Origin of the sequence: Pseudomonas sp. P108 (assembly GCF_032613195.1) — a bacterium.
Classification (GTDB): Bacteria; Pseudomonadota; Gammaproteobacteria; order Pseudomonadales; family Pseudomonadaceae; genus Aquipseudomonas.
Genome location: NZ_CP126691.1, coordinates 2,234,996 through 2,252,364 on the forward strand (window position 1 = coordinate 2,234,996; position 17,369 = coordinate 2,252,364).

Consider the following 17,369-nt stretch of genomic DNA (forward strand, 5'->3'; position numbering starts at 1 on the left):
GAAAATCGAGCAAGTATTGCGCGCGCTGGTCGCACATCACGATGCCTTGCGCCTGAGCTTCACTCAGCACAACGGCGTGTGGCAGGCCGAGCACCGCGCGGTTGAAGATCAGCCGCACAACCTGCTGTGGCAGGAAGACGTCGCCGATGCGGCTGCGCTGGAAGCCTTGGGCAACCGCGCGCAGCGCAGCCTCGATCTGCAGAACGGGCCGCTGTTGCGCGCGGTGTTGGCGAATCTGGCCGATGGCACGCAACGCTTGCAGTTGGTGATCCATCACCTGGCCGTCGACGGTGTGTCGTGGCGGATTCTGCTGGAAGATCTGCAAAACGCTTATCAGCAATTGCTCGACGGTCAGCCACTGAAGCTGCCGGCGAAAACCAGCGCCTTCAAGGACTGGAGCGAGCACTTGCAGCGCTACGCCAACAGCGCGGCGTTGCAACAGGAACTGGCTTACTGGCAGGCCTGCCTGAGTGATGTCGGCAGCGATCTGCCGTGCAAGCGGATGGACGCCGGTCAGCAGAACAGACTGGCGCAGACGGTACAGACCAGACTGGGCGCGGAGCTGACCCGACAACTGCTGCAAGAAGCGCCGGCGGCGTATCGCACTCAGGTCAACGACCTGTTGCTCACCGCACTGGCGCGGGTTATCGGGCGCTGGAGCGGGCAGGCTTCGACACTGATTCAGCTCGAAGGTCATGGTCGTGAAGAGCTGTTCGACGGTGTTGACCTGACCCGTACCGTCGGCTGGTTCACCAGTCTGTTCCCGGTGCGCCTGACCCCGGCAGCTACGGCCGGCGAGTCGATCAAACAGATCAAGGAACAACTGCGCTCGATCCCCAACAAGGGCATCGGTTTCGGCGCACTGCGTCATCTTGGCGATGCTCAGGCACAACAGAGCCTGCGTGAATTGCCGACCCCGCGCATCACCTTCAACTACCTCGGCCAGTTCGACGGCAGTTTCGAGGGCGATGACGGCGCGCTGTTCGCACCGGCGCCGGACAACGCCGGTCTCGACCAGAGCCCGGATGCGCCAATGGGCAATTGGTTGACCCTCAACGGTCAGGTGTACGGCGGCGAATTGCGCGTAGGCTGGACATTCAGCAGCGAGCGTTTCGACAGTGCTGTGATCGAAGCACTGGCGGCGGATTACGCCGAGGAACTGGCCGCTTTGATCGGCCATTGCCTGACCCCGGGCGTCGCTGGGCTGACGCCTTCGGACTTCCCGCTGGCCGGCCTGACCCAGGCGCAGCTTGACGGCTTGCCAACCCGCCCACAGCAGATTGAAGACATTTATCCGTTGTCGCCGATGCAGCAGGGCATGCTGTTCCACACCCTTTACGCGCAACAGTCCGGTGATTACATCAACCAGATGTGTGTGGCCGTCGATGGCTTGCAGGTCGAGCGTTTCCGCGATGCCTGGCAAGCGGCGATGGACAGCCACGAAGTGCTACGCAGCGGTTTTGTCTGGGAAGGCGATCTGCCCAACGCCCTGCAAGTGGTGCACAAAGGCTTGCAAGTGCCGTTCAGCGTGCTCGACTGGCGTGATCGCGGCGACCTGGCGCCAGCCCTGAAAGCCCTGGAGCTTGAGCAACGCCTGCAAGGTTTTGATCTGCACGTCGCGCCGTTGCTGCGTCTGGTCGTGGTGCAGGTGGCGGCTGAGCGTTTCCATCTGATTTACACTTCGCACCACATTCTGATGGACGGCTGGAGCAACTCGCAGTTGCTCGGCGATGTATTGCAGCGCTATCACGGCCACGCGCCGGCGATGGGGGCGGGGCGTTATCGCGATTACATCGAGTGGTTGGCGCAGCAGGATGCGCAGGTCACGGAAAACTTCTGGAAGGGCCAACTGGCCGACTTCGAGACACCGACGTATCTGGCCGATGCTGTGCCGCACCTCGTTGATGCAACCGTCACCGGTCAGGGTGAATACCTGCTGACCCTCGACACTCACGCGACCGCCGAGCTCAACAGTTTTGCCCGGGCGCAAAAGGTCACGGTCAACACGCTGGTGCAAGCCGCGTGGCTGTTGCTGTTGCAACGCTACACCGGGCAGGACACTGTCACGTTCGGCGCCACGGTATCGGGGCGACCGGCGCAGTTGAATGGCGTCGAAGGCCAGATCGGTCTGTTCATCAACACCTTGCCGATCATTGCCAGCCCACGTGCCGAACAGTCGTTGCCGCAATGGCTGCAACAGGTGCAGGCACAGAACCTGTTGCTGCGCGAGCAAGAGCACACACCGCTGTTCGATATTCAGCGTTGGGCAGGGCAGAGCGGTGAGGCGTTGTTCGATAACATTCTGGTGTTCGAGAACTACCCGATTGCCGAAGCCTTGCAGCAAGCCGAATCGGCTGACCTGCGCTTTGGCGAGGTTGACCGTTATGAGCAGACCAACTATCCGCTGACGTTGATGGTCAACCTCGATCAGCAACTGACCGTGCACTTCAGCTATCAGCACACAAGCTTTGCCGCCAGCACCGTGATCAAACTGGCGACACAGTTGCAGCAACTGTTGAGCGGCATGCACGCCAGCGTCGATGCCTGCCTGGGCGAGTGGAACTTGCTGGAGGAAGGTGACGAGCAACGTATTCTGCGTGACTGGAATCCGCAGGCAACCGCTGACCTAGAGCCGATTTGCATCCACCAGGCCATTGAGCGTCAGGTCGCTGCCCAGCCGGACGCGCGCGCCGTGACGTTCGGCCAGCAGTCCTTCACCTATGGCGATATCGATGCCCGGGCCAATCGTCTGGCGCACCGTTTGATCAGCACGGGCGTCGCCGCCGAAGTGCGCGTCGGTGTGGCGATGCAGCGCTCCGACAATCTGCTGGTGGCATTGCTCGCGGTCCTCAAGGCCGGTGGCACCTACGTGCCGCTGGACCCGGATTACCCGGCGGATCGGGTCGCCTACATGCTTGAGGACAGCCGCGCCCGCGTGCTGCTGACCGAGACCGATGTGGCGGCCACCTTGTCGCTCGCCAGCGACATGCAAGTGTTGCTGCTGGATCAACTGGATCTCTCGGCCTACAGCACGGTCGCGCCTGTCACTGGCGTGAGTGTGAACAATCTTGCCTACGTGATTTACACGTCTGGTTCCACCGGCAAGCCCAAAGGCGTATCGATCAGCCATGCCAACATCATGGCGCTCAGCGACTGGTCGAAGCACCTCTACAGCCGCGAGGACATTCAAGGTGTGCTCGCTTCGACGTCGGTGTGTTTCGACCTGTCGGTGTGGGAGCTGTTTGTCACCCTGGCCAATGGCGGTTCGTTGATCATTGCGCGCAACGCACTGGAGTTGCCGCACTTGCCGGCGCGCGATCAGGTGCGCCTGATCAATACCGTGCCGTCGGCAATCAATGCCTTGCAAGACTCTGGCGATATTCCTGCCAGCGTACGCATCATCAACCTGTGCGGCGAAGCGCTGAAGCAGAACCTCGTGGACACGCTGTATCAACAGGCGACCATCGCCGATATCTTCGACTTGTACGGCCCGTCGGAAGATACCGTTTACTCCACCTGGACCCGTCGAGAGGCAGGCGGCACGGCGAACATCGGTCGACCGATGATCCGCACCGCCAGTTATGTGCTGGGCGGCGATCTGCAACCGGCACCACAGGGTGTGTCGGCGGAGTTGTACCTGGCCGGTGCCGGCCTCAGCCGTGGCTATCTGGGCCGGGCGGCGATGACCGCAGAGAAATTCGTGCCCAATCCGTTCGCCGGCAATGGCGAGCGTATGTACCGCACGGGCGACCTGACCCGTTATCTGGGCGACGGCACGTTGCAATACGTCGGGCGTATCGATCACCAAGTGAAGGTGCGCGGTTTCCGTATCGAGCTGGGCGAAATCGAAGCGCGTCTGTTGCAGATCGACAACGTCAGCCAGGCACTGGTGGTGGCGCAACCGATCGCCTCCAGCCATCAACTGGTGGCGTATGTGGTGGTCGATGATGCGACCGTGGCCAGCGCCGATGCGGCCGCGCAAGCGCTGCTGCGCGAAGCGTTGAAGACGCAACTCAAGGTGCACCTGCCGGACTACATGATTCCGGCGCACGTGCTGTTCCTCGCCAGCCTGCCGCTGACGCCGAATGGCAAGGTCGACCGCAAAGCCTTGCCGAGCGTCGACGCGTTTGTCGCGGCGGGTGACTTCGTTGCCCCGGTCGGTGAACTGGAACAGCAGATCGCAGCCATCTGGCAAAACGTCCTGGAGCTCGATCAGGTCAGCCGTGAGGATCACTTCTTCGAACTGGGCGGGCACTCGCTGCTGGCCACTCAGGCAGTCTCGCGTTTGCGCCATTTGACCGGCGGCACGTTGAGCCTGCGGGACCTGTTCAACCATCCGCGTCTCAAGGATCTGGCCACCTGGATGGCCGAAGATCAGACACCGGCCCTCGGCGGGGCGGCCAGTCAGGCAGTTCCACTGAAGGCCTGGGGCGTCAAGTCGACGGCACCGCTATCGTTGGTGCAACGTCGTTTGTGGGTCGCCGAACAATTGTCCGGCGGCAGCTCGGCCTACGGCATGCCGCTGGCCTTGCGCTTGCGCGGTGAGCTGTCGGTCGAGCGCTTCATGAGCAGTTTTGCCGAAGTGGTGCGCCGTCATGAAGTGCTGCGCACCGCGTATTCGCAGGATGACGAAGGTGATCCGATTGCGCTGATTGCCGAGACGGTCGATGTCGACTTCCCGTTGCTCGATTTGTCCGGTCTGTCGCGCAGTGCTCAGGAAGAACAGGTCGCACAAGCAGCGCTGGATAACGCGCGAACGCCGATCGATCTGGAGCAGGCGCCATTGTGGCGCGGGCGCATCCTGCATCTGTCGCCGACCGAGCATGTGCTGCTGTTCTCCATGCATCACATCATTTCTGACGGTTGGTCGATGGGCGTACTGGTCAACGAACTGGTGCAGATCCATGAGTTGAGCAAGGCCGGTGACACCACGCCGTTGCCGGCGCTGGAAGTGCAGTACTCGGACTTTGCCCTGTGGCAACAGGAACTGGAACGCCAAGGGATTCTCGGCCAGCAGGCGGATTACTGGAGAGATGCACTCAGTGGCTACAGCGGGCAGCTCAACCTGCCGCTGGACACCCCGCGCGGGCCGGTGGCGTCGTACGACGGTGATGCCGTGCAGTTTCATCTGCCGAAGGATTTGAGCCAGGCCTTGCGCAAGGTTGCCAGTGAAGCGGGCGTGACCTTGTACAGCACGCTGCTGGCGTCGTTCCAGGTGTTGTTGCATCAATTCAGCGGCGACGACGACGTACTGGTCGGCGCCGACGTTGCCGGGCGCGAGCAGGCGCAGCTGGAGCGGCTGATCGGCTTCTTCGTCAACGTCTTGCCGCTGCGTTCACGCTTCTCGGCAGACACGGCGTTCTCGACATTCCTGGCGCGCACTCAGGACAGCCTGCTCGGCGCGCTGGAGCATCAGGACCTGCCGCTGGACATGATCGTCGAATCCTGTGGCGTGCCGCGACACAATGGCATGAACCCGTTGGTGCAAGTGTTGTTCGTGATGAACAACCTGCCGGGCCGCACCCAATCCATGGGCGGTCTGAGCGTCGAGCCGCTGGCGGCGCTGCAGAGCCATTCTAAATTCGACATGGCATTGTTCGTTGACGAAGAAGAAGGGCAATTGCTGGGTAATTGGCAATTCGCCACAACCTTGTTCGGACACGAGCGCATTCAGTACCTGGTGAAGGCCTGGATAGCCCTGTTGGAACAGATCGTCGCTGATCAGGACATTCAATTGGGAGCTATCAGCATGCCAGTCGACAATTTAGCAGTGGCCGCCAAACCCGCTGCCCCCGGACCCAAGGCCGACAAACTGGGCAAGTTCCTCAAGCGTGGCGCCGCCCCGGTGGCCAAGGTTCGCCCGGCGCCGATCCGCGAATCGCTGATCGCTGCGCCGCAGCCGTTCCCGCTGTTGATGGAACCGAACGAGCCGCAGCTGGATTTGATCGAGTGGATCAAGCACAACCGGCCGCTGATCGAAGAAAAACTGGCGACTCACGCCGGCATTCTCTTTCGCGGTTTCGAGCTCGACGGCATTCAGGGTTTTGAAGCGTTCGCCGAAGCGATCCAGCCAGGTCTGTACGGTCAATACGGCGATCTGCCGAAGAAGGAGGGCGGCAAGAACACTTACCGCTCCACGCCGTACCCGGAACGCAAGATGATCCTGTTCCACAACGAGAGCTCGCACCAGGATCGCTGGCCGCGCAAGCAGATGTTCTATTGCGAGCAAGCGGCGCCGGTCGGCGGTGCAACGCCGGTAGTCGACTGCCGCTTGATGTACGAAAAACTGCCGGCAGACCTGCGTGACAAGTTCGAGTCCAAAGGCTTGCTGTATGTGCGCACCTTCACCGACAACCTCGACGTGTCGTGGCAGCACTTCTTCAAGACCGAAGACCGTGCCGAAGTCGAAGCCCGCTGCCGCGCCGGCGGTATCGAGTGGCGCTGGCTCGACAACAACGAACTGCAAACCCGCACACCGGGACCGGCGATCATTCGTCACCCGATCACCGGCGCCAAGTCGTTCTTCAATCAGGTGCAGTTGCACCACATCTACTGGCTGGAGCCGGATGTGCGTGAAGACCTGTTGTCGATGTTCGGCGCCGAGCGCATGCCGCGTCACGTGTACTACGGCGACGGCACACCGATCGAAGACGACGTGATGCAGCGCATTGGCGAGCTGTACGAAGAGTGCGCCGTGCGATTCGACTGGCAGAAAGGCGATGCCATTCTGCTCGACAACATGCTGGTGGCGCATGCCCGCGATCCGTTCGAGGGTCCGCGCAAGATTGTCGTCGCCATGGGTGACATGTACGACCACAGCAGCCTGGAGCGCCCGGCCAGCAACGCCCGGGCGGCATTGAACACCGAGGAAAGCGGCGCATGAGCGAAGTCATGAAGGACGAGCAGGATCCGGGTTTCGCCCTGACGCCTGAGCAACAGGCGCTGCTTGAGCGCCTGTCGAACACCGCCACCTGTGGCGAGGCCTTGCGCTGGCTCAGCGTTGTCATTGACGGAGATCTTGACCCGCAACGTTTGCAGGCCGCGTTCGATACCGTGCTGACACAGCAGCCGATGCTGTTGGCGCGGCTGGACAAGGTCAGCGGTTTCCACGGTTTGCGTCAGGCTGCGGCCGACGCCGGACGTTTCCCGCTGATGATCCATGCCGGCGAGCAGTGCGCCGAGGACGTTCAGGCGCAAATCAGCGAATCGCGGGAACGCGCCTTTGTCGTCGGCGAATCAGCCAGTGTCGAGGCCGTGCTTTATCGCCTGGCGCCCCAGCAATGGCAGCTGCTGCTGGGCATTGCTCGCTACAGTGCCGACACGCCATCGTTGAACCTTGTGCTGGAGCAAGTGCAGCAAGCGTACGCCGGGGTTCAGCCAGCCGAAGACGAAGAGTCGGGGGAGTTCGCCCAGTATCTGGAATGGCGCAGTGAGGTGGTGCTCGATGAAGACGCCGTCACCGCGCGCAGCTACTGGCAGCAGCACCTGCAAGGTGTGCAGGCGGACATCGCAACGCCATGGCTGGCCGCTCGCAGCGCCAGCCTCGAAGCGAGTGCTGCCGATTCGCGCGTATCGCTGAATCTGCAGTCGGCGCAGCGTGATGCTCTGCAGGCCTTGGCCGAGCAGCTCGGTCAGCCAGTCGCCACGTTGCTGCAAGGTGCGTGGTGGGTGTTGCTGGGGCGTTTGAGCGGGCTTGATCAGGCACTGGTCGGTCTGCGGCATGACAGCCGTGCTGACTATGAATATTTCGCCAACGCTGTGGGCGTGTTCGAGAAAACCTTGCCGCTCTCGCTGGAACTGCCTGGCAGTGCGCGCTTCAGTGACTGGCTGGGGCAACTGGCGGCGCGCCTCGAAGAGCATCGCACCTGGCAGGAATACTGGACGCCGGAACTGGCGCCCGACGCAGCACGTTCGGCCTACGGCTTCAGCCTTGGCCAGATCGGCGTTGCCGCGAGCAGCGGCGGTCTGCGCTGGAACGCGGCTGACGCCGTGCAGGTGCAACCGGATGCTTTCGAGTTGTTGTTGCAGGTGCAACTGGACGACAACCAGCGTCTTGCCGGTGTTGGTCTGCAGTACGCCGCTTCGCGCTATTCGCCAGCGGCAGCCAACGCCGTACTGGAACAGTTCGGCGTGCTGTTGAGCGCGATTGTCGATGCGCCGCACACCGTGCTGGCGCAACTCAACCTGCTCAGCCGCGCCGCCGAACAGCGCTTGCTGGCGATCAATCCGGCGATACAGATGCTGGCCGACCAGCGTTATCTGCCACAGCGCATCGCTGATCTGGCGCTGCGTACGCCGGATGCCATCGCCTTGACTGATGCTGGGCAGCCATTGAGCTACAGCCAGTTGCAAGCCCGCGTCGAAAGCGCCGCCCAGGGCCTGAACAATCAAGGTGTCAGCGCAGGCTCGATCATCGCGCTGGCGTTGCCACGCTCGGCGGATCTGGTGATCGCAATGTTGGCGAGCTGGCGCCTCGGGTGCGCGTATCTGCCGCTGGATGTGCAATGGCCGCAGGCGCGTCAGGCATTGATGCTGGAACAGGCCGGCGCCGCACTGTTGCTGACCGATGCGGCGCACGTCACGGCTTGGCAGGATCAGCCGTACAAAGCTCGCACGCTGGCAGAACTCGGCGCATCGGGCGCACCGTTGCCGGCGCTCGCGACGCAAGGCACCGACATCGCTTATGTGCTGTTCACCTCCGGCTCTACCGGCATGCCTAAAGGTGTGGTGATCGAGCATCGGCAATTGCTCAATTACGTCGCTCAGGCCAGTCAGGCACTGGGTCTGGAGCAGTGCAAAAACATCGGCTTCAGCTCCACTGTCGCGGCAGATCTGGGCAACACGGCGTTGTTCGGGGCGTTGTTCAATGGGGCGACCCTGCACGTTGCCAGCGATGCGCAGATGCAGGACGGTGCGTTGTTCGCCGAGTACCTGCAGCAGCATCAGATCGATTGCCTGAAAATCGTCCCGTCGCACCTTGCGGCGTTGCTCGATCATCAGCAGGCAACCTTGCCGCACACGCTGGTGCTGGGCGGCGAGCCGGTTGCGCCGACGCTGATCGAACGCATTGCGCGGCTGCGCAGTGATTGCCGGGTGTTCAACCACTATGGCCCGACCGAAGCCACCGTCGGCGTGATGATTCATCCACTGACACTGGACGGCACGGCCAGCGAGTGCTCGGCGCTGAGCCACGTGCTGGGCAACAATCAGGTGTATGTGCTGGACGCTGATTTGCGTCTGGCCCCCGTCGGTGTGCTGGGCGAGTTGTACCTGGGCGGTGCGCAATTGTGCCGTGGTTATCTGAATGCCGAGGCTGATGCGCAGACGTTCGTGCAGAGTCCATTCGATCCTGCGCAGCGTCTGTATCGCAGCGGAGATCTGGCGCGTTACCGCGCTGACGGGGCGATCCAGTTGCACGGTCGGCGCGATCAGCAGGTCAAGGTGCGCGGATTCCGTATCGAACTCGCGGAGATCGAAGCCGAGCTGCTGCGCCTGCCAGCGGTTGCCGAAGCGCTGGTGCTGCCTGCCGCGTCGGCTGAACAGGGCCTGCTGGCATTTATCGTGGCGCAACCGGGGGCAACCGCGGGTCAGCTCGACACCGCACGTGCCGAACTGAGTGCACGTCTGCCCGCGGTGATGGTGCCGCAACACCTGCAACTGATCGAGCGTTTTCCACGGCTGGCCAACGGCAAGATCGATCGCAAGGCGCTGCAACAATTGGCCGCTACGGCAGCGGATGACGAAGGCGTTGCGCCGCGTGATGCACTTGAGCAATTGCTCGCCGTGCGCATGGCGCAACTGCTTGGGCTTGAACGCTTGAGCATCGAGCGCGACTTTTTCGCGGCCGGAGGCCATTCGTTGTTGGTGATCAAACTGGTGGCCGGTATTCGCAAGTTGCTGCAATGCGAAATCCATCCGGGACTGGTTTTCGATCATCCGACCGTGGCGTCGTTGGCGCTGGCGTTGCGGGCGGTGGAAAGCAGCCCGGGGCAGTTGGAAAAAATGGCTCAGGTACGACTGCGCATGGAGGCGATGAGTCCCGAGGAAAAGGCGCGTCTGACCGAGCAGGCGCGACAGTTGCAGGCCGCCAAGGCTGCGCAAACCAGCTGACACAGAAAGAAACAAAAGGCCGTCGCCCAACAGCGTCGGCCTTTTTTTTAACTTTTTGCGTTAATGATAAATAAACTCATTCCGGTTTTTTGGAGGTGCTGCGTCTTAATAGGGTATGTGGGCAAATCGTGTCAGGCAGGGCCGCCAATGCACCGGTTTGTTCAGCAGAAAATATTTCGCCGATGTCCAGCCAGATGATCGAGCCCGGGGAGGGGCAGATCGCCACGCACTGCCAGGTCGCCCGCAGGGCCAGCGACAGTGTGCGGTTCACGTGTGCAGACAGCGGCGGGCCCGTCGGCCCAATGGACTTTCACTTCTACCAATAATAGAGAGCACGATGTCAGCAATTCATGAGTTGAAACCTTTGTTCAAGGCACTCGTCATGTCCCGCGGCCTGCGTTCACGCCGAGTGTTGACGGGGCTGGGGCTGGTCTGTGTATTGCCTTTGAGCGCTCAGGTGATGGCTGAAAGCGTCAGCATCAATATCCCGGCGCAATCGTTGCCACAGGCGCTGCAGGCGTTTGGTCAGCAGACCAACCAGCAAGTGATCTATAACGCTGACGACATGGCCGGGCTCAAGAGCCACGCGGTCAGCGGCAAGATGAGCCCGCAGGCGGCCATCGCCGAATTGCTCAGGGGCACCGACGTGCGCTACAGCGTCGAGGGCAACACCCTGATGCTGGTGCGGGGCAGCAACACCCAGGGCCTGGAACTGGGCGCGACCAACATCAGCGCAAGTCAGGTCGGCGCAACGACCGAAGGCAGCAACTCCTACACCTCCAACGCAGTGACGATTGGCAAGGGCACCCACACCCTCAAGGAAATCCCCCAGTCGGTCACGGTGATGACCCGCAAGCAGATGGACGACCAGGACCTGGTCGACCTCAAGGATGCGCTGAACCAGACCACCGGTGTCGTGGGTCTGCAGGGCGTCGGCAAGGGTTTGATCATCTCCTCGCGCGGTTTCCAGATCGATGACTGGCAGTACGACGGCGTACCGATTCCACGCAACACCTATTCGCTGGGTAACTGGGCGACTCAGGATCTGGTGTTTTTCGATCGCCTGGAAATCCTGCGCGGTGCCTCCGGGTTGCTGCAAGGCACTGGCAGCCCGGGTGGCGCCATCAACCTGGTGCGCAAGCGCGGCCAGGCTGCACCGACTGTGTCCGTGACCGCCAAGGCGGGCTCCTGGGACCATTACGGTCTGCAAGTAGACGCGGGCGGCCCGCTGAACCAGGCCGGCACCATCCGCGGTCGCCTGGTGGCCGATCAGGATCAAAGCAACTCGTTCATTGATCACGACTGGAGCCGGACGCTGTCGCTGTACGGCTCGCTGGACTTCGACCTGAGCGAAGACACCACCCTGGGCCTGGCCGTCAGCCGTTCCGACGGTGATTCGCGGCCGATGATTCGTGGCCTGCCACGTTACGCTAACGGCAAGATGCCGGATGTCTCGCGCTCCACCTACACCGGTGCACGCTGGAACAGTTCCGACATCGACGTCACCACGCTTTACGCCGACCTCGAACATCGCTTCAACGAAGACTGGGCACTCAAGGTCGGTGCGGTGCGCATGACCGAGAGCAACAAGGCGAAAAACCAGCGCGTGCAAAGTGCCGGCGATGGTCTTGAACCGGATGGCAGCGGCGTGCAGTACGCCAACTTCGTGACGGATTTCGACTCGACAAAAGTCGGTATCGACATGAACCTGAATGGCAAATTCGAAGCCTTGTCGATGCAGCAGGAAGTGATGTTGGGCGGTAACTTTTCCCAGCTCGAAACGGACGATCAGCTCGCCCGTACCTTCAGCAACAGTAGCGACACGATTTTCGGCGTCAACAATGACCGTCCCGATATCAACTACGACAGCCTGATCGCTTCGGGTGGTCGCGGCACGCTGAGTAAATACGACGTACGCCAGAAAGGCCTGTATGGCACCTGGCGTGTCAAGCCGATCGACGATCTGACCTTGGTGCTCGGCTCACGTGTCAGCTGGTATGACTTCAGCTACAAATCCAAGGCGCAATCCTCGTTCGGCGGCATCACCAAGAACGACCCAAGCACCGCGACCGAAACCGGGGAAGTCACGCCTTACGCCGGTATCGTCTATGACCTGAGCCGCGAGTGGGCGGTTTACGCCAGTTACACCGACGTGTTCCAGCCACAGACCAACCGCGATGCCGGTGGCACCGTGCTCAAACCGGTGGTCGGCAGCAACTACGAAATCGGTCTCAAGGGCGAGCTGATGGACGGCCGGGTCAACACCTCCTTGGCGCTCTTCCGCTACGACCAGGAAAACCGTGCGGTCAACGATATTGCGGGTGGCTTCGAGTGCGACGGTTCGTACTGCTCGACGGCCTCGGGTAAAGTGCGCAGCCAGGGTATCGACGCCGAGATCAGCGGCGAAGTGGTGGAAAACCTGCAACTGTTTGCCGGTTACACCTACAACACCACCAAGTACCTCAAAGACCCGGACAGGGAAGGTCGCGTGTTCAGCACCTGGACGCCAAAACACATGCTGCGCATGTGGGCCAACTACCAGTTTCCGGGTGAGTGGGATCGTGTCAGCACCGGTCTGGGCTTCACCACTCAGAGCCATACGCTGGGCTATGAAGGGACCTACGATGTCGCGGGTTACACCGTATGGAACGCCCGTGTCGGTTACCAGCTGACACCGGAAGTCGATCTGGCCGTGAACGCCAACAACCTGTTCGACAAGAAGTACATTGCGGCCGGTTACAACCAGCTCGACGGCAACAACAACTTCGGTGATCCACGCAACCTGATGTTCTCCGTGAAGTGGACCCCAAAGTTCTGATGCACTGAAGGGCCTTCACCGAAGCGGCCCACACTTCTCGAAAGAGGGTGTGGGCCGTTTTTTTTGGCATGCCGCCCACAGGTTATGTTTCAAATCACGCAAACAAAAACGCAGAAGCCAGCGCTTCTGCGTTTTTTGTTTGCCAGTATGAAAGTCAGTTGTTCAGTGCCGCCTCACACGTCAGGAACACCGCTTCAAAGGACTCAAGCAACGACTCACCGTAAATCATGCTGCGGTGGGGCAGGGTGGAATGCACCGAGCCTTGCAGGCGTCCACTGACGGTGTGTTCACGCAGCACCTGTTCCGAGTGCAACACCTGCTCCAGCGTCTTGTGCGACAGCGACCACCAGCAACTGGCCTCGACCTTGAGCGTCGGCAGCGTGAACGCGTCGTAGGATTTCACCAGTCGGTCATGAATCTCGAACGCCTGGGCGTTCATGATTTCCTGTCTGATGGCGTCCAGTGTCGCCACCATTTCCTGTTCGCTGGTGGCGGCCTGTTGGCTGGCCCACTGGTAGAAAGCCTTGAGATCGGTTTGCGGATTTTCGGCGAGGAAGCGTGCCGCCGGCTCGTGCAGGTGAGCGAACATCAGGCTGAACATTTCCACCGCCGTCGCCAGTTCATTTTCGGCACTGAAGTACTCGGGATTTTCCTCTTCCAGCGGTTTGCGCGGCAGATCTGCCGGCAGCAGGCTGTCCGGCAGTGTGGTATCGACCAGACCGAGGAAGCTCACTTCACGTCCCTGACGCTCCAGTTCGGCGGCGATGTCCATGGCGATGGAGCCGCCGAGCGACCAGCCCATCAAACGATACGGGCCGTCAGCCTGTTTATCGATAATCTGTCGGGTGTAATCGGCGATCATTTGCGCCCATGTCTGGGCGTGGGCGTGTTTGTCGGCGAAGCCTGTGTGCATCACGCCGAAAGTGCGCGCGTGTTTGCTCAGGCGTTTGGCCAACGGTTGGTAGCAGAACACGATGCCGCCGCTGGGATGCAGGCAGAACAGCGGTGGGGCGCTGGCGGCCGAGGCCGAGAGTTCTACCACGCATTGGGCTTGCTGCTGGTGTTGCGTAGCAATGAATTGCGCCAGGGCTTCGACGGTGGAGTGGGCGAGCATTTGCTGCAAAGCGAGTTTGATCCCCAGGCGCGCATTGAGTGCGGCAATAAACTGGATGGCCAGAATCGAATGCCCGCCCAGTTCGAAGAAGTTGTCGTCGAGGCCGACCCGGTCAACGTGCAGGGTTTCCTGCCAGAGTTCGGCCAGCGCTTGCTCCAATGCAGTTTCCGGGGCCTTGAAGCGGGTCTCCGATTGACTGATGTCAGGCAGCGGCAACGCCTTGCGATCAAGTTTGCCTGTCGGGCTGACGGGCATGGCTTCCAGCACCAGCAGATGGCTCGGCACCATGTAGGCGGGCAGACGGCTTTTCAGTTCAGCCTTGAGGGCTGCACGCAGTTGATCGTGCTGTTCACTCGACAGATCACCGTCGCTCGGCACGATATAACCGATCAACTGCATCCCGGCCAATCCTTCGCGGGCAAGGACCAGGGCTTCGCGAACGGCCGGGATTTGCAGCAGGCAGGATTCGATTTCACCGAGTTCGATACGGAAGCCGCGAATCTTCACTTGATGATCGAGTCGGCCGACGTATTCGATGACGCCATCGGCGCGATAGCGCGCCAGATCACCGGTTCGGTACAAACGCCCGCCCTGCGTGCTGAACGGGTCAGGCATGAAGCGTTCGGCGGTCAGATCCGGGCGCTGGAAATAGCCCCGGGCCAATAGATCGCCGGCAATCACCAATTCACCGACGACGCCCACCGGGACCGGTTGGCCACCGCTGTCCAGCAGGTAAATGGCGCGTCCAGCCAAGGGGCGGCCGATCGGCATGGTTTTCGGCAGTGGCGCATGCCCGGTGACGTAGTCCTTGCAATCGAGCACCGTGGCACTGACCGTGGTTTCCGTCGGGCCATAGGTGTTGAGCAGGCGCACATGGTCAAGTCCCGCCTTGCCCCACGCCGCCACGCCTTCCGGTGGCATGGCTTCGCCGCCCACGATCACCTGGCGTAACGGGCCATAGTCACGGACACCGACAGCGGCAAAATCCCTCGCCAGCATGTTCCAGTACGTGGTGGTGAGGTCGCTGACCGTGAATTGCTTGTCGAGCAACTGCTGGTACCAGGTTTGGCTGTCCCAGATGTCCGGCCCGCGCAGTACCACCGACGCGCCGCAGATCAGCGCCGGGTAGAGCTGTTCGACAAAGGCATCGAAGTTGAACGTGGCAAATTGCAGCGAACGATCGGCGGCTGTCAGGCCGAGGAATTCCAGGGCGACTTGCGCGTGCCGGGTCAAAGCCGCCTGGGTAATCCCCACACCTTTTGGTCGACCGGTGGAACCTGAGGTGAACATCACGTACGCCAGGTTATGGCCATGGGTACGGCAGGTCGGGTTGTCGCTGTGCGCGCTATCGGCGAGGTCGAGTTCGTCGACGCACAGCACGCTCACCGCGTCTACCGAGGGCAGGCGCTGGAGCAAGGAGCGCTGGCTGAGCAGCACGCTCAAGCCGCTGTCTTCGATCATCCAGGTCAGGCGTTCCTGCGGGTATTCGGGATCGAGGGGCACGTACACACCGCCGGCCTTGAGCACCGCCAGCAGGCTGACGATCATCCGCGCCGAGCGCTCGACCGCGATGCCCACCCGCACTTCCGGGCCCACGCCATAGCCGTGCAGGGTCTGCGCCAGGCCATTGGCTACCGAGTTGAGTTGGGCATAGCTCATGCGCACGTCATCGCAAATCAGCGCGAGGGCATGCGGCGTGGCCAGTGCCTGGCGTTCAAAGAGCTGATGCACGCCTTCGCTCGGCAATGGCGCAACGGCTGGGTTCCATTGTTCGCGTTGCTGGCGGCACTCGGTGTCGCTCAGCAGCGGCAATTCGCTCAGGGCAACATCGTGATTTGCGGTGATGGCGTGCAACAGGTTCTGCCAATGCCCGGCCAACCGCTCGATGGTGGCGGGGCGGTACAGGTCGCGGCTGAATTCGATGTTGGCGTCGATGCGGTTCAGGGAATAACTGACGTCCAGCGACAGGTCGAATTTCGCCTGCCCGCTGCCGGCATCGACAAAGTCCAGGGTCAATTCGCCCAGGTTCAGCGGCACCGAGGTGCCGCCGTCCGTGCGCCAGTTGAACAGTACCTGGAACAACGGATTGATCTGCTGACTGCTTTGCAGTTGCAGGTCGTCGAAGCTCAATTCCAGGGGGTAGTCGGCATGGTCGAGCGCGGCCAGCGATTCGCGGCGCAGACGCAGCAGAAAGTCCTTGCAAGGCAGCTGCGGGTCAATCCGCACGCGATACACCTGCGTGCTGACAAAGAACCCGACCAGGTCCTGAATTTCACTGCGGTTGCGTGTGGCGTTGGGCACACCGACGGTGAAATCGTCCTGGCCACTGTAGCGGCTCAGGAGCAATTGCCAGGCACCCAACGCGACCACAAAGGGAGTCAAACCGTGCTGCTGGCAGAAGCGATTGAGTGCTTGCGCCAATGTGGCGGGCAGGCTGAAGTCGTGTTTGCCGGCCGCATGGCTATGCTGGTCATTGCGCGCAAAGTCCACCGGCAGATCCAGCGGCGGCAACGTCTGGCCCAGATAATTCTGCCAGTATTCGGCGCTGGTCTTGCAGGCCGGGCTGTGCAGATAGTCGCTACGCTGCCAATCGGCATAGTCGGCGTACTGGATGGCCGGGCGCGCCAGTGGTGCGCTCATGCCCATTGCCGCTTGCGCGTAGGCGCGGGTCAGGTCCTGCATCAGAATCGCGTTGGACCAGGCGTCCGAGGCGATATGGTGCATGTTGAGCAACAGCAAGTGCTCCGTGTCAGCGACTTGCAGCAGTGTCGCGCGCATCAGTGGCGCCTGTTTCAGGTCGAAGGGCTTGGCGGCCTCTTCGCCAATGCGCTGGGCAATCTGCTGTTCACGCGCTTCAGCGCTCAGGCCGCGCAGATCATCGAACCCCAACTGCAGCGTTGCGTGTGCATCGACCACCTGCATGGCTACGCCGTCGATCTCGACGATCGCGCTGCGCAAGACATCGTGGCGTGCGATGACTTTATTCAGCGCCATTTCCAGATGCTGTGCTTGCAGGGCGCCGCTCAGGCGTACGGCGCGTGGCAAGTTGTAAGCGGCACTGTCAGGTGTCAGCTGTTGTACGAACCACAGTCGCTGTTGCGCGAAGGAGAGGGGGGCCGGTGCCGGGTGGGGACGGGCAATGATGCCTTGGGATTGCTCGCCGGCATCTGCCATCAGCAGCGCCAGTACCTCATCATCGAGTAAGTCGTTCATCGGGCTCTCGTGGTTGGCAGCACCGTGAGCGCTGACGGCGTTGCCGACAGTCGGGTCCACGGCGATAAACATTCGGATTGAAGGCCGGCAGGACGGGTGTCCGGCCGGCTGCAA

The 17,369-nt window shown here is 61.6% G+C and carries 4 protein-coding genes (1 of these 4 cut by a window edge); 3 read left to right on the top strand and 1 reads right to left on the bottom strand.

Features of this window, described 5'->3' with window-relative positions; genetic code table 11:
• From QOM10_RS09800 to QOM10_RS09810, 3 genes are all read left to right on the top strand, one after another.
• Nucleotides 1-6,883, top strand: partial view of a non-ribosomal peptide synthase/polyketide synthase gene (locus QOM10_RS09800; RefSeq protein WP_316917937.1) — the 3' portion only. Its footprint begins 6,644 nt before the window's first position; only the last 6,883 of its 13,527 coding nucleotides appear in the window; its start codon lies off the left edge, out of view; the stop codon is at nt 6,881-6,883.
• Complete coding sequence (locus QOM10_RS09805; protein ID WP_316917938.1) at nt 6,880-10,110, top strand: amino acid adenylation domain-containing protein; 3,231 nt, start codon at nt 6,880-6,882, stop codon at nt 10,108-10,110. The genes QOM10_RS09800 and QOM10_RS09805 overlap by 4 nt, the downstream gene beginning before the upstream one ends.
• Nucleotides 10,111-10,447: 337 nt before the next feature.
• Entirely contained in the window at nt 10,448-12,928 is a 2,481-nt protein-coding gene (locus QOM10_RS09810; protein WP_316917939.1) for a TonB-dependent siderophore receptor, read from the top strand.
• A 154-nt stretch (nt 12,929-13,082) separates the two neighbouring features.
• Here QOM10_RS09810 and QOM10_RS09815 read toward each other — a convergent pair whose 3' ends face one another.
• Nucleotides 13,083-17,327, bottom strand: a complete 4,245-nt coding sequence (locus QOM10_RS09815; protein WP_410479212.1) for an amino acid adenylation domain-containing protein — start codon at nt 17,325-17,327, stop codon at nt 13,083-13,085.
• Nucleotides 17,328-17,369 lie beyond the last annotated feature (42 nt).

Excerpts from the sequence above, each read along its gene's own strand:
- QOM10_RS09805 (WP_316917938.1), top strand. The coding sequence starts at position 6,880 with ATGAGCGAAGTCATGAAGGACGAGCAGGATCCGGGTTTCGCCCTGACG.
- QOM10_RS09810 (WP_316917939.1), top strand. The coding sequence starts at position 10,448 with ATGTCAGCAATTCATGAGTTGAAACCTTTGTTCAAGGCACTCGTCATG.
- QOM10_RS09815 (WP_410479212.1), bottom strand. The coding sequence starts at position 17,327 with ATGTTTATCGCCGTGGACCCGACTGTCGGCAACGCCGTCAGCGCTCAC.